This is a genomic window from Candidatus Leptovillus gracilis, from assembly GCA_016716065.1.
Lineage (GTDB): Bacteria > Chloroflexota > Anaerolineae > Promineifilales > Promineifilaceae > Leptovillus > Leptovillus gracilis.
Window position 1 is genome coordinate 372069 of record JADJXA010000002.1, and the last position, 18433, is coordinate 390501.

The 18433-nt window shown below is 58.7% G+C and carries 17 protein-coding genes; 8 read left to right on the forward strand and 9 right to left on the reverse strand.

The genetic code is table 11. The features are described 5' to 3' along the window. Positions 1-2: 2 nt before the first annotated feature. Together IPM39_05935 and mgrA are read left to right on the forward strand one after the other, a co-directional pair. Positions 3-245, forward strand: a complete 243-nt coding sequence (locus IPM39_05935; GenBank protein ID MBK8985607.1) for a DUF1232 domain-containing protein — start codon at positions 3-5, stop codon at positions 243-245. Beyond that, a complete protein-coding gene (gene mgrA, locus IPM39_05940; protein ID MBK8985608.1) occupies positions 214-1209 on the forward strand; it encodes an L-glyceraldehyde 3-phosphate reductase in 996 nt (331 codons plus the stop codon). Before IPM39_05935 ends, mgrA begins: the two co-directional genes overlap by 32 nt. Before the next feature lie 47 nt (positions 1210-1256). Here mgrA and IPM39_05945 read toward each other — a convergent pair whose 3' ends face one another. The 5 genes from IPM39_05945 to IPM39_05965 form a co-directional block, all read right to left on the reverse strand. After that, positions 1257-2147 carry an NAD(P)-dependent oxidoreductase gene (locus IPM39_05945; GenBank protein MBK8985609.1) on the reverse strand — a complete coding sequence of 297 codons (891 nt, stop codon included), beginning with the start codon at positions 2145-2147 and terminating at the stop codon, positions 1257-1259. A gap of 350 nt (positions 2148-2497) precedes the next feature. Further along, positions 2498-3238: a hypothetical protein gene (locus IPM39_05950; protein MBK8985610.1), complete on the reverse strand. Its 741-nt coding sequence runs from the start codon at positions 3236-3238 to the stop codon at positions 2498-2500. Positions 3239-3244: 6 nt separating this feature from the next. Further along, positions 3245-3937, reverse strand: coding sequence for an ABC transporter permease (locus tag IPM39_05955; protein MBK8985611.1), 693 nt, complete (start codon positions 3935-3937; stop codon positions 3245-3247). After that, positions 3934-4794 carry an ABC transporter ATP-binding protein gene (locus IPM39_05960; protein MBK8985612.1) on the reverse strand — a complete coding sequence of 287 codons (861 nt, stop codon included), beginning with the start codon at positions 4792-4794 and terminating at the stop codon, positions 3934-3936. Before IPM39_05960 ends, IPM39_05955 begins: the two co-directional genes overlap by 4 nt. Before the next feature lie 35 nt (positions 4795-4829). Further along, entirely contained in the window at positions 4830-5450 is a 621-nt protein-coding gene (locus tag IPM39_05965; protein MBK8985613.1) for a TetR/AcrR family transcriptional regulator, read from the reverse strand. A 293-nt stretch (positions 5451-5743) separates the two neighbouring features. On the opposite strand from IPM39_05965, the gene IPM39_05970 reads away from it, so the two are divergent. The 6 genes from IPM39_05970 to IPM39_05995 all read left to right on the forward strand — a co-directional run bounded on the left by IPM39_05970 (position 5744) and on the right by IPM39_05995 (position 13738). Continuing rightward, complete coding sequence (locus IPM39_05970) at positions 5744-6766, forward strand: LacI family DNA-binding transcriptional regulator (GenBank protein ID MBK8985614.1); 1023 nt, start codon at positions 5744-5746, stop codon at positions 6764-6766. A 72-nt stretch (positions 6767-6838) separates the two neighbouring features. After that, positions 6839-9286 carry a glycosyl transferase gene (locus IPM39_05975; GenBank protein MBK8985615.1) on the forward strand — a complete coding sequence of 816 codons (2448 nt, stop codon included), beginning with the start codon at positions 6839-6841 and terminating at the stop codon, positions 9284-9286. Between the two features lie 435 nt (positions 9287-9721). After that, positions 9722-10615 (forward strand): hypothetical protein, encoded by an 894-nt coding sequence (locus IPM39_05980; protein ID MBK8985616.1) that lies wholly within the window; start codon positions 9722-9724, stop codon positions 10613-10615. An 11-nt stretch (positions 10616-10626) separates the two neighbouring features. After that, on the forward strand, positions 10627-11409 hold the full coding sequence (locus IPM39_05985) for a hypothetical protein (protein MBK8985617.1): 783 nt from the start codon (positions 10627-10629) through the stop codon (positions 11407-11409). An 8-nt stretch (positions 11410-11417) separates the two neighbouring features. Then, positions 11418-12362 carry a hypothetical protein gene (locus IPM39_05990; GenBank protein ID MBK8985618.1) on the forward strand — a complete coding sequence of 315 codons (945 nt, stop codon included), beginning with the start codon at positions 11418-11420 and terminating at the stop codon, positions 12360-12362. Between the two features lie 14 nt (positions 12363-12376). Further along, positions 12377-13738: a beta-glucosidase gene (locus IPM39_05995; protein MBK8985619.1), complete on the forward strand. Its 1362-nt coding sequence runs from the start codon at positions 12377-12379 to the stop codon at positions 13736-13738. A gap of 122 nt (positions 13739-13860) precedes the next feature. Here IPM39_05995 and IPM39_06000 read toward each other — a convergent pair whose 3' ends face one another. From IPM39_06000 to IPM39_06015, 4 genes are read right to left on the reverse strand one after another with little or no spacing between them, the layout of a single operon-like run. Continuing rightward, on the reverse strand, positions 13861-14958 hold the full coding sequence (locus IPM39_06000; GenBank protein ID MBK8985620.1) for a response regulator: 1098 nt from the start codon (positions 14956-14958) through the stop codon (positions 13861-13863). A gap of 53 nt (positions 14959-15011) precedes the next feature. After that, positions 15012-17237: a response regulator gene (locus tag IPM39_06005; protein MBK8985621.1), complete on the reverse strand. Its 2226-nt coding sequence runs from the start codon at positions 17235-17237 to the stop codon at positions 15012-15014. Then, positions 17234-17740 carry a PhnD/SsuA/transferrin family substrate-binding protein gene (locus IPM39_06010; GenBank protein MBK8985622.1) on the reverse strand — a complete coding sequence of 169 codons (507 nt, stop codon included), beginning with the start codon at positions 17738-17740 and terminating at the stop codon, positions 17234-17236. The genes IPM39_06005 and IPM39_06010 overlap by 4 nt, the downstream gene beginning before the upstream one ends. Further along, the gene (locus IPM39_06015; GenBank protein ID MBK8985623.1) at positions 17706-18170 is read right to left on the reverse strand and encodes a PhnD/SsuA/transferrin family substrate-binding protein; all 465 of its coding nucleotides are present in this window, start codon (positions 18168-18170) and stop codon (positions 17706-17708) included. Before IPM39_06015 ends, IPM39_06010 begins: the two co-directional genes overlap by 35 nt. Positions 18171-18433 lie beyond the last annotated feature (263 nt).

Genomic DNA, 18433 nt, shown 5'->3' on the forward strand with positions numbered 1-18433 from the left:
GCATGCCTCAGCACAGTGGCGCGCCCTTGCTCTTGCGTTGGAAACAGCGTCTGGCGAATCTAAAAACGGAGGTGTATGCCCTTTATTTGGCGTATAAAGCCCCCCACGTCTCCTGCTATGCCCGCCTTTTTACCACCGCTGTCGTCGCTTATGCCTTTAGCCCCCCAGACCTTATCCCCGACTCTATTCCCATCATTTCAAAAGGAGCCTCACATGACTTATTTACCTGTGGAATCACGTTATGACAACATGGCCTACCGGCGCAGCGGCCGCAGCGGCCTGAAACTGCCCGCCGTGACGCTGGGTTTGTGGTACAACTTTGGCGGCGTGGATGTGTTTGAAAACGGCCGTGCTATCCTCCACCGCGCCTTCGACCTGGGCATCACCCACTTCGATCTGGCAAACAACTACGGCCCACCCTACGGCTCGGCCGAAGAGAACTTCGGCCATATTTTCGCCAAAGATTTCAAGCCTTACCGCGACCAACTGATCATCTCCAGCAAAGCCGGCTACGACATGTGGCCCGGTCCTTATGGCGAATGGGGATCGCGCAAATACCTGGTCGCCAGCTGCGACCAAAGCCTCAAGCGCATGGGTCTGGATTACGTGGACATCTTCTACCACCACCGCCCCGACCCCGACACCCCTCTGGAAGAGACGATGGGCGCGCTGGATTTCATCGTGCGCAGCGGCCGGGCGCTGTACGTGGGTATTTCCACCTACAGCCCCGAGCAAACGCGCCAGGCAGCGCAGATTTTGCGCCAGTTGGGCACGCCCTGCCTCATCCACCAGCCGCGTTACAACATGTTCGACCGCTGGATTGAGGATGGCCTGCTGGATGTGCTGACCGAGGAAGGGATCGGCTGTATCGGCTTTTCGCCGCTGGCGCAGGGCATACTGACCAACAAATACCTGCAAGATGTGCCCGATGGCTCCCGCGCCGCCAAATACGAGAATCAACTGCATTGGGGCGACAAAGTGACCCAAGACCGGCTGGCGAAGGTGAGCAAGCTGGACGCAATCGCCCAGGCGCGCGGCCAATCCATGGCCCAAATGGCCATCGCCTGGACCCTCCGTCTGCCGCAGGTGACTTCCTCGCTCATCGGCGCCAGCAAAATCCGCCACGTCGAAGAAGCCGTCGCCGCCCTGGACAACCTGGCCTTCAGCAGCGACGAACTGGCCGCCATCGAAACCATTCTGGCAGAGTAAAGATAGCGATAGAGGGTAGGGATAGAGAGGCGCTCTTTCTCTACCCTCTACCCTCCCTTTATCTCCATCCCCGCCAGCCGTTCCAGCGCTTTGACCAGGGCGTGGTTGCCATCGCCGCCGAGGCCGTGCTGCTGGAGTGTGCGGTACAGTTGAAAGACCATGCCCGTGCCCAACAGTGGCACGCCGAGCTGATCGGCCGCTTCCAACACCAGGCGTAAATCTTTCTGCTGTAAATCCACCGTAAAACCTGGCCGCCAATCGCGCTGGATGATTTGCGGCCCGCGATTGCTGAGGGACCAACTGCCGGCCGCGCCGCCGGCAACGGCCGTTAATGTCTTCTCTAAGTCCAACCCACCCGCCTGGGCAAACAGCAGCGCCTCGCCCACGCCCAACATCGTCACCACCACCAAAATCTGGTTCACCAACTTCACCATCTGCCCCGCGCCGTTCTCACCGACATGGGTGATGGTCTTGCCCATCGCCTGCAGCACCGGCAGCGCCCGCGCCAACTGCGCCGCGTCGCCGCCGACCATGATGCTCAGTGTGCCCTTGGCCGCCCCCTCGCTGCCGCCGCTGACCGGCGCGTCCAGCATGTGCACACCCTTTTCGGCCAACTGCGCGGCCATCGCCTGGGTCGCTTGCGGGCTGATGGTGCTGCAATCAATTAGCAGCGACTCTGGCTGCGCCCCGCGCAGCACGCCAGCCTCGCCCAACACCACCGCCTCCACGTCCGGCGTATCTGAGACGCAGGTGATGATGATGTCGCTGCGGCCGGCCACGTCCGCCGGGCTGGCGCCGGCCTGCGCGCCGGCGGCTAGCAGCGGCTCCATCCGCGCCGGGGTGCGGTTCCACACAGTCACGCCAAAACCGGCGCGCAGCAAGTTGGCGGCCATGCCCTGCCCCATAATGCCTAAACCGATGAATCCGATGCGTTCCATAGCTGCTCCTTAAGAGTTGATAGTTGATAGTTGGGAGTGGATAGTAGGCGGGATGGGGAAAATTGGCAATGGGATGGGGTGAAACGGCCGTTTCCCGCTATCAGTAGATCGAAACGGAGCGCGGGCATCTTGCCCGCATTGGCAGGCTAGACGCCTGCGCTCCCAAATCAGTTCGATCTACTGACCATAATTCAGCATCAACGGATTGAGGTCAACCCTTTGTCCCTTACGTCCCTTTGTCCCTTTGTCATGAATTCCGGGAGTATTCAATGATAGATCGCTGGGAGAATACGCACTATTGCGCGTTCAAACGCCGGACCTAAGCCGGACTACGGATCACGGATTACGGACTACAGACTACGGCTCTTAAACCACCGCGCCAGCAGCCACAGCACAAAACCCTGGTAAACCATCCCCGCTGCCCAGTAGAACCAGAAGGCGCTCTGCCCGGCCTGGGCTGTCCAGAATATCTGCCCCGGCCAATAAGTGGGAAACACGCCCAGCCCAATCTGCCAGGGGGCGGCGATGAAGTAGGCCAGAATGGGCGGCAGCATGAAGACGCCGGCCGTCTTGGTCAGCGCCAATCCCTGGACCTTGTTTTGGGCAGCGGCCGTTAACAACAGGGCAAACAAAGGCGCCACCGGAGCCGCGCCAACTGCCACCAACAGCAGCCGCCACCAGCTCAACTGGATAATGCCCGACAGCGGCGCGGCGACGAGTGTCATCAGCACGCTGACCAGCATGGGCAGCGACAGGCGGTAAGCCAGGTAGCTTTCGATGGACAACGGCGTCACCCGCAGAGCCAGCAGCGTGCCGTCATCCTTTTGGTCCAACAGCAAAAAGCCGATGACCATGCCGGCCAGATAAGGAACCAGGATGATCAGGCAGAAACCCATGATCGGCGCGAAGTAGGGTTGAATGTCGAATTGGATGAGGTTGGTAACGGCCGTTATCAATCCCGGCATTACCCAGCGCACCGCCAGCGCCAGAGCCACCGGGGCCAAAACCAGCCAGCGCAGCAGCGCATCCCGCCGCACATTCCGCGCATCCACCGGCCCTAACGATTGAAAAACTTGCACAAGATTCATCATGGTCACTCATACCCGGACGACGAAGCGATAAAAGGCGCGGCGGCAGGCCCAAAATAGGAGCGCCAGCCAGAGCAGGCTGTAACCCAGGCCGTATGTCCACTGCCAGGCGGCGATGGGCTGCCAGGCGGCTTGCAGCAAAACCAGCGGCGCTTGCCAGGGATGCACATACACCAGCCAGGAATCCCACTGCATCAAATAAGCAATCATCGGCAGAGAGGCAGCCGCGGTATACGCCATCGAAGGCAGCAAATACTCGTTAATCGAGTCGTAGCGCACCACGACCAGGAAGCCGAACAGGCAAAACAACCCGGAGGTCAGGGCGACGCCCAACAGCAGCGGCAGCCAATCTACCCCGCGGCCAAAAGCGTAGAGGGTAAAAGCGCCGTTCTCCAGAATCGCCAACGCCGTCAGGGTGAGCACTTTGGCCGCCAGGTATTCGCCCTGGCGCAGCGGCGTGACGATCTGCGCCGTCAGCGTGCCTTCCGCTTTTTCCAGCAGCACCAGCCCGCCCAAAAAGTAAAAGGTCCCAACAACCAGGTTGCTCAGGATGACCACCGGGAAAATCCAGGTCAGGTATTGGGTGGGAATCTGGCTGAGCAGGCCAATGCACACCACCACAATGACCAGCGAAGCATAATAGAAGCCATTGCGAAATTGCAGCCGGGCGTCGCACAGGACGGTCGCTTGTAGACGTGTCATGACAGACTTCTCCCGGTCACGCGGATGAACACGTTTTCCAGCGTCGCTTCTTGCGAGTGGATGGTTTGCAGCGGGTACTGGCGCAGGATTTCTTGGAAACGGCCGTTCTCCGCCAGCCCTACCAGCGCAAACTCCTCCTGTGTGGTACGGCCGTCGCCATTCAGCCCATACTCCACCCGCACCAACGGCGCGCCATAATTCAGCTTCAGCTGGCGCGGCGACTCAATCAGGGCGATGGCCCCATCTAAGATGAAGGCCACCCGGTCGCACAGGGCATCGGCCACCATCATGTCGTGGGTCGTCAGGAAGATGGTCTTGCCCGCCGCCTGCTGCGCTTTGATCAGATCGCGCACGCGCCGGGCATTCACCGGGTCCAGGCCGGCCGTTGGCTCATCAAGGAACAGCAGTTCCGGGTCGTGCAGTAAAGCACGGGCCAGGGTGAGCCGGTTTTTCATGCCTTTAGAGAATTGCCCGACGGGCATAGCGCTATCGTCGGCCAACCCGACCATCGCCAATAATTCTTGCGGTGGCCGGGTCGGACGGCCGTACAGGGCGGCGAAATAGGTCAGGTTTTCTACGGCCGTTAGCTTCAGATAATGGTTGGGCAGCTCAAACGACACGCCAATGCGCTCGTAAAAGTCCGATCCCCAGCTAACCACCTCGCGCTCCAAGACCGAGACGCGCCCCTGGTAGCCCTTCAGCAAGCCAATCAGAATCTTCTGCGTGGTGGATTTTCCCGCCCCGCTTGGCCCTAAAAAGCCAAAAATTTCGCCCCGTTCCACGGCAAAGTTGAGGTGCTGCACGGCGGGAACGGCCGTTTTTGCATATGTAAATTGCAAATCTTGTACAGTAATCATCGCTATCTTGTGTTGGTTACAATTTGGCTGCGCTATCATGCCGGAGCGAGCAGCCGTTGCAGCAAAGCCACCATCCGTTCGGCGGCGGCGTCTGGCGCGGTGGGCGTGGGGTCGGAAATGCGCGCCAGCAGCCAGCGGTCGTGGGCTTCATCCAGGGCCATCACCAGGGCGATGAGCAGGTCTTGCGGCAAATCGGTGCGCACAACGCCTAATTCCTGCCCGCGCCCGATGAGATTGTCCAACAGTGTGGCCAGGGCCTGCCACATCTCCGCCAGCGGCCCGCTGGTTAACATTTCGCTCACCACCGGCCCACCCGATTTAGCCAGCCCAAACACCCACGGCCGTTCGGCAAACCCGCTAAACTGCCGCCGATAAATCTCCAGCAGGGTGGGCCAGAAGCTAACGGCCGTCAGCGCCGCAAAATCCAACCCTTGTTCGCCCAAAAACTCGCCCAGATAATGGTTCACCGTCGCCGCGTACAGGTCGGCCTTGTTGTCGAAATAATAATAGGCCGCCCCCTTGCTAATGCCGGCGTCGGCCAGAATCTGGTTCATGGAAGCGTGTTCATAGCCGTTGGCGGCGAAAGCTTTGGCGGCCGTTTCCAACAGCCGCTCCCGTTTTTCTGGCGGCAAATTGTCAAAGCGCGGTCGTGGCATAGCTGCTCCTTGTCTCATTTTTTGTTAAACCAACTGGTTAAACCAATCGGTTAAACCATTCGGTCTAAATTGTAAATCGGGTACGGCCGTTTGTCAACAGCCTTCTCATCCCCCCGATTTTCGCCGCCTTTTCCTTGACAACCACCGGTTGATTTGTTATGATCCAGCGATTGTTGAGAGCGCTCTCAGGACTTGAAAAACAACACGCGCCACCACGGGAATACGACCAATTTAAAGGTTCAATCTCCATGCCCACCGTATCTCTGTGGTGAATGAGCAAGCAGGCAGCAGCTATGAACGAACGACTTACGCTGGAGAAAATTGGCGCATTGGCCGGCGTCTCGCGGGCGACGGTGTCCCGCGTGGTAAACAACCATCCCAATGTGCGCGCCGACGTGCGAGCGCGTGTGTTGGACGTGATTGCCCAAACTGGCTACCAACCCCATCTCATTGCCCGCTCGCTGGCGTCTAACCGCTCTGGCGTGATTGGTCTGATCATCCCGCGCATTGTGCAATCGTTGTTTACCGACCCGTATTATCCGCGCCTGATTCAGGGGGTGGCCCAGACCTGCAATGACCATAACGTGGTGATGGCGCTTTTTATGTTCCATTCGGAACATGAAGAAGAGCGGTTGTACCCGATTTTGCAGCGGCCAGGATTGGTGGATGGGGTGATTATTGCTTCGGCGCAAAAATTTGACCCACTGGTGGAACGATTGGCGGCCCACGCGATGCCCTTTGTGGTTATCGGCCGACCGGCGAATGCGCCGGAGGTGAGTTTTGTGGATGTAGATAACGTGACCGGGGCGTATACGGCCGTCACTCATCTCATCCAACAAGGCCGCCGCCGCATTGCCATCATCAACGGCCGTCAGGACATCAGCGCGGGCATAGACCGGTGCGAAGGATATTTGCAGGCGCTTGGCGACCACGGGCTGGCGGTGGATGAGGCGTTGATGGTGGACGGCCGTTTCGAGGAATCTGGGGCCTACGACGCCATGCTGCGCCTGCTGCTCCACCAACCCGACGCCGTATTTGCCGCCTCGGACGCGATGGCGCTCGGTGCGCTGCGCGCTTTACGCGCCGTGGGCATCATGACGCCCGACGAAATTGCCATCGTCGGTTTTGACGATCTGCCGGCGGCGGAGATTGCTTCACCGCCGCTGACAACCATCCGTCAGCCCATCCGCCGCTTTGGCGCGATAGCCACCGAAACTCTGCTGGACATCATCGCCAACGGTGCGCAGCCACCGCGCCACATTATTTTGCCTACTGAGCTTATCATTCGCGCCACCTCAGGCGCGGGAAATGTTTGACAAGGTGCATCTGACAAGGTGACATAAATGTCAGAGGATGACCTTTGCCAGGATAGATACAAGGATTCAATCATGCGTTACGGATATTTTGACGACACAAAGCGAGAGTATGTGATTACCCGGCCCGACACGCCGCTGCCCTGGATTAATTACCTGGGCAACGATGACTTTTTTGGCCTGATTTCCAACACCGCCGGCGGTTATGCTTTTTACCGCGATGCCCGTCTGCGCCGCCTGACGCGCTATCGCTACAACAACGTGCCCACCGACAGCGGCGGCCGTTACCTGTATCTGCGCGACGATGAGAACGGCCGTTTCTGGTCCCCCACCTGGCAGCCAACCCGCAGCCCATTGCAGGATTACACCTGCCGTCACGGGCTGGGCTATACCACCATCGCCGCCGCCGCTCACGGCATCCGCGCCGAGACGCGCTACTTCATCCCCCTGGGCGAGACATTGGAAATCTGGCAAACCACCATCACCAACCAGCGGGCTGAAACGGCGCGGCTGTCGCTGTTTTCGGCGGTGGAGTTTGCTTTGTGGGACGCCTGGGACGACGCCACCAACTTCCAGCGCAACCTGAATATCGGCGAAGTGGAGGTGGAAGGCAGCGTTATCTACCACAAGACCGAATACCGCGAACGGCGCGATCACTTCGCCTACTTCGCCTGCTCGGCCGACGTGTCCGGCTACGACACGCAGAGAGAAGCGTTCCTGGGGGCGTATCGCGGTTGGGACAATCCGCAAGTGGTCGCTGAAGGGCAGTCGCGCATGTCGCACGCGCATGGCTGGGCGCCCATCGGCTCCCATCATATCATGATGACGCTGCCGCCGGGGGAGAGCCGCCAGGTGATCTTCCTGCTGGGCTACCAGGAAAATCCACGCGACGCCAAGTTCGACCCACCCGGTTCGCAAATCATCAACAAGCGCGGCGCGCGGCCGACCATCCAAAAATTCCTCCAGCCGGCAGCCGTGGCGAGCGCCTTTGCCGATTTGCAGGCGTATTGGGCCGATTTGCTGCGCATTTATCAGGTAGAGACGCCCGACGAACATACCAACCGCATGGTGAACATCTGGAACGCCTACCAGTGCATGGTCACATTTAACATGTCGCGCTCGGCCTCTTATTTTGAATCGGGCATTGGCCGAGGGATGGGCTTCCGCGATTCCAACCAGGATTTGCTGGGCTTTGTGCATATGATTCCCGCCCGCGCCCGCGAGCGCATTTTGGACATCGCCGCCACGCAGTTACCCAGCGGCGGCGCGTATCACCAATACCAACCGCTGACCAAACGGGGCAACAACGCCGTCGGCGGCAATTTCAACGATGACCCGTTGTGGTTGGTGTTGGGCGTGACGGCTTACCTCAAGGAAACGGCCGATTTCGCCATCCTCCACGAATTGGTTCCTTACGACAATCAGCCGGGCAGCGAAGCGCCGCTGTATGACCATTTGCAGCGCAGCGTGCAATACACCCTGGACCGCCTGGGGGCGCATGGCCTGCCGCTGATCGGCCGCGCCGATTGGAACGACTGCCTGAACCTGAACACCTTCTCTTCTGAGCCGGGCGAATCGTTCCAGACGACGACCAACAAGGATGGCAAAGTGGCCGAATCGGTGTTTATCGCCGGGCTGTTTGTGTTGGCGGCGCAGGAAATGGCCGACCTGGCGGCGGCGCTGGCACGGGCCGACGAGTCGGCGGCTTACCGGCAGGCGGCGGCGGCGATGACGGCCGTCACCCTGGACCAGGGGTGGGACGGCCGTTGGTTCCGCCGCGCCTACGATGACAACGGCGACCCGGTGGGGTCGCAGGTATGCGACGATGGGCAAATCTTCATCGAGCCGCAGGGCATGTGCGTGATGGCCGGCATTGGGCTGGCCGACGGCCGTGCCGCGCAAGCGTTGGACAGCGTGGCCGAACGGCTGGCTACGCCGCATGGCATTGTGCTGCTGCATCCGGCTTACCGGCAGTACCACCTGCACCTGGGCGAAATCTCCTCCTACCCGCCGGGCTACAAGGAAAACGGCAGCGTCTTCTGCCACACCAACCCCTGGGTGATGATCGCCGAAACCGTGCTGGGGCGCGGTGACGCAGCGTTTGATTATTACCGGCGCATCAATCCCTCGGCGCGGGAAGCCATCAGCGAGGTGCATCGCTCGGAGCCTTACGTGTATGCGCAAACCATCGCCGGCAAAGAAGCGCCCACGTTTGGCGAGGCCAAAAATTCCTGGTTGTCGGGCACGGCCGCCTGGAATTACGTGGCGATTACCCAATGGATTTTGGGCATTCGGCCGACGTATGCCGGGCTGGAAGTGGCCCCGGTGGTCCCGGCAGACTGGCCTGGTTTTACGGTGACGCGGCAGTTTCGCGGCGTGGCGTATCGGTTTGAGGTGGAGCGTGTGGGGAGTGGCACGGCCGTTGCCCTGCTGTTAGACGGGCAGCCGGTGGACGGCAATGTGGTGTGCGCGCCGGAAGGGAAAACGGCCGTTACCATTCAGGTGAAACTGGGCGTGGCCTGACGATGATCACTCAGGCGGCGAGTGGGTAAGCAGCCTGATTCGTGGACAAAAAGCGAGCAAAGTCTAGCACTTCGGAGCGGGCGGTTGATGGTTGGTACTGATCAGTTGCTAGACGCGATTGTTCCGCTTGATGTCATGCTGAGGTCCTCCGAAGCATCCCATTCAGCTTTAACGACCAGAGCATGGGGATTCTTCGCTCCGAAGCCGGATGGCCGAAGACTCCGCTCAGAATGACGTATCGGCAGCAAAATTTTGTTGTTGGAAAAAAGTGCAAACATAGTGTTTCTTTTGGGGGGAAGGTTTTTATGCCAAACGGCCGTTCCAGGCAATATAGGCAGACCCGCCAGATTGTGATATTTTTGGGCGGATTGGCAAACATCTGTCCAGAGTAACGGTTTGTGGCGCGGCACGGTTTGTGGCGCGAAAAGGAGACCCATGAGCAGCAGCGATTTCTACGGATTACCCACTCAGATTCTTGAAAATGAATTTTTGCGGCTGGAATATCTGGCGGAGGCCGGGCCGCGCCTGGTGCGCCTTTTCCTGGCTGGTTCCGACCAAAACTTGCTGGCCGAAGCGCCGGAGACGTTCTGGGAGACGCCTTACGGCCGTTTTTATATTCGCGGCGGGCATCGGTTGTGGCACGCGCCGGAAGCCATGCCCCGCACCTACCTGCCCGACAACGCCGGTCTGTTTGTGACCGCCCTGCCGGATGGCGCGCGTCTGGAAGGACCACAAGAGCCATACTCGGCCATTGGCAAAACCATGACGATACGCCTGCACGACGGCCGTCCGGCACTAACCATCGAACATACCTTGCTCAATGCCGGGATGTGGCCGGTGGAGCTGGCTCCCTGGGCCATTACCCAGATGCGCCTGGGCGGCACGGCCGTTTTCCCACAGCAAATCGGTCCGCTAGACGAAGCTGGCCTGCTGCCCAACCGCCAACTGACCCTGTGGCCCTATACCCAACTGACCGACAGCCGCCTGCATCTGGACGATGATTACATTTTTGTGGGGCCAGACGTGGTGGCACGGCCGTGCAAAATCGGCAGCTTTAACCGGCGCGGTTGGCTGGCGTACTTCCTGGATGATGTGCTGTTTGTCAAACGCTTCCCAGTCTACGACGGCCGTCCACACCCCGACTTTGGCTGCAACGCCGAAATCTACGTCAACGACCAATGTCTGGAACTGGAATCCTTGGGGCCGCTGACGCTCCTGCAGCCGGGCGAATCGGTGAGCCACAGCGAAACGTGGGAGATTATTGGCGGCCTGCCACCGCGCTTAACGGCGGGGCAAATGCGCGAACAGCTCCGCCAATCCATCCCATAACCATGCACGCCATGCGTCATTTGTTCGACTCGCGGCCGGAATTCTCGCTGCTGCGCCCGCTCTCGTCGCCGCCCAAACCGGCCGAATCGGAGGTCAATCGGCGCTACGTGGCCGACTTGGGCCTGGATAATGCCCTGCACTACCTGGCAGCCGATCCCGACCAACGGCAAGATTTAGCCAACATTTTGCTGGTGTTGGAGATGGATACGGCCGTTATCGGCTACCGCCAGGATGTGATGGCCGATTTGTTGACCCAACCGGCCCTGGTGGCCTGCTTTCAAGAGCTAATGCCCACGCTGGATGATCTGACAGCTTACCATTTTCGCCACAACATCCAGGAAACGTCGCCGCTGTATGAGGTGGCCTGGCGCGCCGGGGAATTGGAGAACGTGGTCACGTGTATCACAGCGTTGGCAGAAGCATTTACGGCCGTTGGCGACCACCTGCAATCGGCCGGGCTGCAAGCGCTGCGGGCGGAAATCGGCCGTATCCAGGCCGACGAAACCTACCAAAATCTGACCCGCGAACTGCCGGGCCTGCTGGAGGCGCTGCGCGCCAGCCGCAGCCTGACCATCGGCGTCAATCTGGATCAACATCTGCAACCCGTGGAGGCGGCGCTGCTGTCGGTAAACAACACCCACTTTGAATCGTCTGGCTTTTTGGAAAAGTTCTTTGGCAAAAACAAACAGCGCTGGACTGGACTGGCCCCGGTTCATTCGGCGTTGGGGCCATCAGCGCCTAACCTGATTGGCACGCCGCTGCCACCGGAAATTAAAAACCCCACAATCAGGTGAAGCCGCTGATGATCCCGCTGTTCCGCGACCTGGCCCAGGTGTTGGACAAGGTGTGTGAACCGATCAATCAGGCGTTGCAGAGTTACAAGCAGATCAACGGCCGTTTCCTGGCAAACCTGCGCAGCGACATCCTCTTTTACCTGGTGGGCTGCCGGCTGGTGGGGCGTATGGAAGCGGCCGGCTTACCCATGACCCGACCAGACATCGCCCCGCCAGACGCACGCCTGTTCCAGGTGCAAAACAATTACAATGTCTTGCTGGCGCTGCAACGGAGCAGTGACTCACCGGGAAGCGATTTGGGCGGCAGTGTGGTGGGCAATGACGTGGACATGGGGGTCAACGGCCGTATCTTCATCCTCACTGGCCCTAACCAGGGTGGCAAAACGACGTATGTCCAGGCCATTGGCCTGACGCAGGTGTTGGCTCAGGCCGGTTTTCCTGTGCCTGGTCAACAGGCGCGTATCAGCCCGGTGGATGCCATCTTCACCCACTTTCCGGTGGAAGAAAAGTTGGAGCGGGGGACCGGTCGTTTTGGCGACGAGGCGCAGCGGTTGGGCGAGATTTTCGCCAACATTTCGCGCCACAGCCTGGTGCTGTTGAATGAGTCGCTGGCCTCTACCAGCGCCTGGGAGAGCCTATATCTGGCTCAGGATTTGCTGCGCGTGCTGCGGCAGGTGGGCGCGCGGGCCATCTATGCCACCCATATGCACGAACTGGCCGCCAACGCCGAGCAGTTGAACGCCGAAACGGCCGGCGACAGCTTGCTGCTCAGTCTGGTGGCTTCGCGCATTGACCCGGAGAACGAAAACGCCGATGGGTTGGTGCAGCGCCGTTATAAAATTGTTCCCGGACGGCCGTTAGGTCGCAGTTATGCCACCGAGTTAGCCCGTCGTTACGGGATCAGCTATGAACAATTATGCGCCTTGCTGCAAAAGCGGGGCATCATCCCATAAAGGTATCATCCACTATGACGACTATTCAATTCCCGCAACATTTTATTTGGGGAGCGGCCACCTCTTCCTACCAGATAGAAGGCGCCTGGCGCGCCGATGGCAAGAGTGAATCTATCTGGGACCGTTTCAGCCACACGCCGGGCAAAATCAAAGACGGCGGCCATGGCGACGTGGCCTGCGACCACTATCACCGTTACGCCGATGATGTGGCCCTGATGGCTGACCTGGGTTTGTCGGCGTATCGCTTTTCCATCGCCTGGCCGCGCATTTTGCCGGACGGCCGTGGCCCGGCCAACCAGGCCGGGCTAGATTTTTACAGCCGTCTGGTAGACAGCCTGCTGGCGGCCAACATCACCCCGTTTGCCACCCTCTATCATTGGGACATGCCACAAACCCTGGAAGACGCCGGGGGGTGGCCCGTGCGGGCTACGGCCGAAGCATTTGTGGCCTATGCCGATGTGGTTTCCCGCCACCTGGGCGACCGTGTGAAGCATTGGATCACGTTTAACGAGCCGTGGGTTTCCGCTTTTTTGGGCTACCAGGTGGGCGAACATGCGCCGGGGCGGCAGGACACGGCCGCGGCCGTGCGGGCGGCCCATCATTTGCTGTTGGCGCATGGTTGGACGGTCCCGGTGCTGCGACAGAACAGCCCAGCCGCCGAAGTGGGCATCACCCTAAATCTCAGCCACGTGCAGCCGGCCTCGTCCAGCGAAGCAGATTTTCGCGCCAGCCAGTTGACCGATGGCTATATCAACCGCTGGTTTTTGGATCCACTGTACGGCCGTCAGTATCCCGCCGATATGATGACCCATTATGCCCAATTTTTGCCTCAGGGATTCGACCATGTGCAGCCCGACGATATGGCGACCATTGCCGTGGCGACGGATTTCCTGGGCGTCAATTATTACACCCGGTTCATTGTCCGGGACGCCACCGCGCCGGACAATGCGCCGCAGGAGGTTTTCAGGGTGGGCGAGCCTACAGAGATGGGTTGGGAAGTGTATCCCGATGGGTTGTATCATCTATTGGGGCGGTTGTATGGCGCGTATGGCGCGCCCAAGCTGTACATTACGGAGAATGGGTGCAGCTATGGGGATGGGCCGGATGAGAACGGCCGTATTACCGATCAGCGCCGCCGCGACTACTTGCGTGACCATTTTCTGGCTGCTCATCGCGCCATCCAGGAAGGCGTGCCGCTGGCCGGTTATTTTGTCTGGTCGCTGATGGATAATTTTGAGTGGGCAAAGGGGTATACGCAGCGTTTTGGTGTGGTGTGGGTAGATTTTGCCACGCAGCAGCGCTTGTTGAAAGACAGCGCCCATTGGTACAAGGGCGTCATTGCCGCCAACGGCTTGGTAGCCGCCAACGGCTGGTAGCCGCCAACGGCTGGTAGCAAGATTGCCCTTCTGTGTTTTAAATAATTTCCTGTTTGTTAGATTGGACCAATCTTGGAGATTGGTCCAATCTGGGCCATGTCATTTCTAGATGATTACTTGTTTTACGGTTCTGACAGGTCTGTAGAATTGGCGGCGGGCAGAGTGAAGTAAAATTCGCTGCCCGCCCCTTCCTGGCTAATCACGCCAACCTGACCGGACAGCTTATTGACAATCCGCTGCACGATGGAGAGACCCAGGCCGTGCCCTTCCACTTTGATTTCATTCAGGCGGGTAAATTCGGTGAAGAGCGTGGTTTGTTTGTGCGCCGCAATGCCTGGGCCGTTGTCTTTGACCCAAAAGCGAATTTGGTTAACGGCCGTTCTTTCCGCCCCTAATTCAATACATGGCGGCCGTCCGCCGTATTTTAGACCATTGCTCAGGTAATTGACCCAAATCTCCTCCACCCAGGCGGCGTGGCCGACGGCCGTCGGCCAATTGTCCGGCAGATGAATTTTCGCGCCATACTCGTCAATCAGCGTGAACAGGCGGTCTTGGGCCTGGGCCACCACCAGCGCCATGTCAATGGGTACCATTTGCACATCTTGCCGGCGCACACTCGCCAGCAGCAGCAGTTCATCAATGATGTTGGCCGCCTTGTAGCCCGCTTTTTGAATCTGGCGCAGATAATTACCCTGCTGGCTGGCAGTGAGACGCAGGTTGTCGCTCAACATCAGCTCGGCGAATCCCACAATCAGCGCCAGCGGATTTTTGAGATCGTGGGCGACGGTATGGCCAAAAGCGTCTAATTCGGCGATTTGCGTCAGCAGATCGTTCTGTAGTTGGCGGATGGTCAGGTGCGTCTTCACCCGGGCCAGGACTTCGTCGCCATGAAATGGCTTGGCAATATAATCAACTGCTCCCACAGCAAACGACTTTATTTTTTCGTCTATATTATTCAAGGCGCTGATGAAAATGACCGGTATATCGCGGGTTAGTTCGTCTGCTTTGAGGCGGCGGCAAACCTCGTAGCCATCCATTTCAGGCATCATGATGTCTAACAAAATGAGATCCGGCAGGACGGATTGGACAGAAGCCAGAGCCAGTTTTCCGCTGCGCGACGGCCGTACCATATAGCCAGCATCTGCTAAAATCCGGGCCAACAGGCGCAAATTATCCGGTGTATCGTCTACAATCAGGATATTGGATTTAGACAACGCCATACATTTTCTCGACAGTTGATGTAACTGCTTACCAGTACGCGATTGAAAACTTGTCAGGTCTTATCTTCAGGCAGCAACAAAAGTATTCTATCGTATTCAAACTCATCTGCCATCTGTTTCAAGTTGTGGGCTAATTGCGGATCATGCTGGTGGATGTTTTCCAGACAGGCGGTGATAGCCGCCATGTTGGTTTGGGTCGCAGCCTGACGCAGGTCGGCCAGCATAGCCGGCGGCAGGGCAGCCAGGGCATCGCGCAGTGGTGGGTTGGCGGTGGGGGGATGGGTAACGGCCGTTACCCCCTCATCCAACCATTTCTGGTACACATAGCGCACCCCCAAATGCTGCTGCAACACCTCAAATATCTCGCTTGCTTTCACCGGTTTGCGTACAAAATCGTCGCAGCCGGAAGCGGCAATGTCATCAATGTTGGCCGTAAAAGCGGTGGCTGTGGTGGCGATGACGATTGTCTGCTGCCCGGCGGGCGCGCTTTTGATCTGTTTGGTGGCTTCGTAGCCGTTTAACACCGGCATGTGCAGGTCCATCCAGATGAGATGCGGCTGCCATGCCTGCCATGTCTGATAAGCCTCTTGCCCATTGCTCGCCTGACGAATTGCAAAACCCAACGGCTCCAGCAGGCGCAGCATCACCTGGCGGTTGTCTTCGTTGTCGTCCACAATAAGCAGCCGGTAGGTAGGTTGGCCCGGTTCCAGGCCGACAATCTGGTCAGGCCGCCCATAACCAGGCAGACCATTGGTTAATGGCTGGACGCGAACGTGGAATTGGAACAACGCGCCATTACCGGGCTTGTTTTGCACGTTGCGCGCCGACATGTCGCCGCCGAGGAGTTGGGCAAACTGACGGCTGAGGGAGAGGCCCAGCCCTGTGCCGCCACCAGCGCTGCGGCCCGCTTTGGCCTGTACAAAGGCGTCGAATAAGATGCCTAGCTCTTCCGGCTCGATGCCCGGTCCGGTGTCTTCGACGGCAAACAGGAGGGTGGCGGTGGGCGGATGGGTAACGGCCGTATCCACCCGGCAGTCTACCCGCAGCATCACATGCCCCGCCTGGGTAAACTTAAAGGCGTTGTTGAGCAGATTGATCAAGATTTGCCGCAGCTTCACCTCATCGGTACGCACATACTGCGGCACGTCCGGGTGGCGTTGGACGATAAAACGAATCTTCTTATCCTGGTCTTTTACGTGGAACATGGTTTCCAGGTCGGCCAACAGGCGAAACAGGTCAAACTCTCGTTCGTCCAGCGCCATGCGGCCGGCTTCAATCTTCGACATGTCCAACACCTGATTGATCAGCTCCAGCAGGTGTTCTCCGCTGCGGCTGATGACCTGTAAGTTCACCTCTTGGGCCGCCGAGATAGTGCGGTCGCGGGCCATTAATTCGGCAAATCCCAAAATGGCGTTTAACGGCGTGCGCAGCTCGTGGCTCATATTAGCCAGGAAGGTGCTTTTGGCCTGGTTGGCTACCTCTGCCGCCTCTTTGGCAACTTCCAAAGCCGACTGCGTTCGCTTGCGCTCCTCAATCTCGGCCTCCATTTGGTTGAGTGTGGCTTCTAATTGGGCGGTCATGTCGTTGAAATGGCCGCCCAGCAGCGCCAATTCATCGCCGCTGCTAATGGCCAGACGCTGCGAAAGGTCGCCGTCGCGCACCCGCTGCGTGGCCCGAATCATCTCTTGCAGCGGGTCGGTGATGGAGCGGCTGAACAGCAGCGCCAATGTTAGCCCCACGGCAACGACAAAAGAGGCTACCAGAATGACTTGTCGCGCCAGAAGGTTTAATTTGGCCCGCAGCGGGGCGGTGGGCAGCCCTACACTGATGGCCCCGATACGTTGGTTGCCTAAAATGACAGCCTCGCCGGCCACCAGTTGTTCAGACTGCCAGTCGAATAGAACGCCGTCGCTGTTGACCAGGGTTTGCCCGTAGGGGTCTGGGGTGATGTTGAAGCGTGTATCAGGGTTTAAAGCGTCGGCGACGATACGGCCGTCGGCGTCATAAATCCGCCCAAACGTCACCACCCTAAACTGGCCCAGGTCGTCCATCAGGTCAGACAGAAAGTCGGCGTCCAGAAAATAAAGTGAGTCCGCGCTGCTGGCGATCAGTGTATCCAGCAGCAGGGTGACTTGCTGCTCCAATTCGTCTTCAAAGGCTGCTCTTTCCCGGCGCACGGAAAGCAGCGTCAGCAAAGTCACCACCAGAATGACGATGAAGGTGATCATCAAGGTCAGCTTAACCGCCAACGGCCGCTGTTTCCATCCCCAATGAATCATGGCTGCGTCTGAACCAGTTGGTAGAGTGTTTTCATCTGCGCCAGGGCTTCTCCCGGTCCTTCCGGGAATTCGGTGAACTCAGTGGTGAGGAAGATCTCCAGGGCAGACTGACCGGATTCGTTTTCATCCATTGCCAACAGTTCGGCTTTCAGGGCGGCGACCAGGGTCTCGTCCAAATCGGCGCGCACCAGCACCAGTTGGCGCGGCACATCGTCTGTGGCGGCGAAGACAGCCAGTTCGGCCTGGGTTTCGGCCGGCAGGCGGCCGAAGGTGATATTGTCGGTGACGCCGGCCGGAACTAGGCCGCTGATGACCCATTGAATGGTGGTATTGTCGGCCGTGCTGAAGACGTAGCCGATCTCGTTGGGGGCAACGGCCGTAGCCAATGCCATCTTTTCCACCGGCGTCAGCCCACGCCCAATCAGATAAGCCAACGGCAGCATATAGCCCGACGTGGAAAAAGGCTCCTCAAACGCGACCATCTGTCCCACCAGATCGTCCACCGATTGATAGTCTGCCCCGGCGCGGCTGAAAAAAGACAGTATGATACTCGTCTACGCCATATTTCAGACGGCGCAAAATAGGCGTTGCGCCCGTCGCCTCGCTGATCACCAGAGAAGGGTATGGGCTGTCAAAGTAAGTGTCCACTTCGCCATTGTCCATCCAGGTGATCATGGTTTCCAGGTCGGGCGCAATTCTGACGACCCCCTCGGTTATACCAAAGTCACTCAACTGCGCCGCCAGATAGTCGGCCACTGGTTGGGTTCCTTTGATCGTTTCCGCCGCTTCATCGGAAATGTCGCCGATGACCAGGGCGCGGTTTTCGGGGACGGCGATGGCGGCTTCTGGGGTAGAGGCAGTTGAAGATGTGCAGCCCATCAGCGCCAGGAATAAGGTGATACAAATGAAAAACTTTGCAATGATGCCAGACATTTTTTCTCCTTCGAAAATGGGAGCGCGGACGTCCCGTCCGCCCCGGCAGGCGAGACGCCTGCGTTCCCAGGGTTTTCATTCGTGGCGGTGGGTGCAGCCCACGCATGATGTCTCCTGTGAACATAAGGTTGTCAAATCTTTAAGATTTGACAACCCTAAACCTTTTCATTCAGGGTGGTGTGCCATGTTATAAAGCCATTTGTGCAAAATGTAGGACAGGAAAGCCAACTTGTCAAACGCCAAATGTCATGGTATGGAGGCTT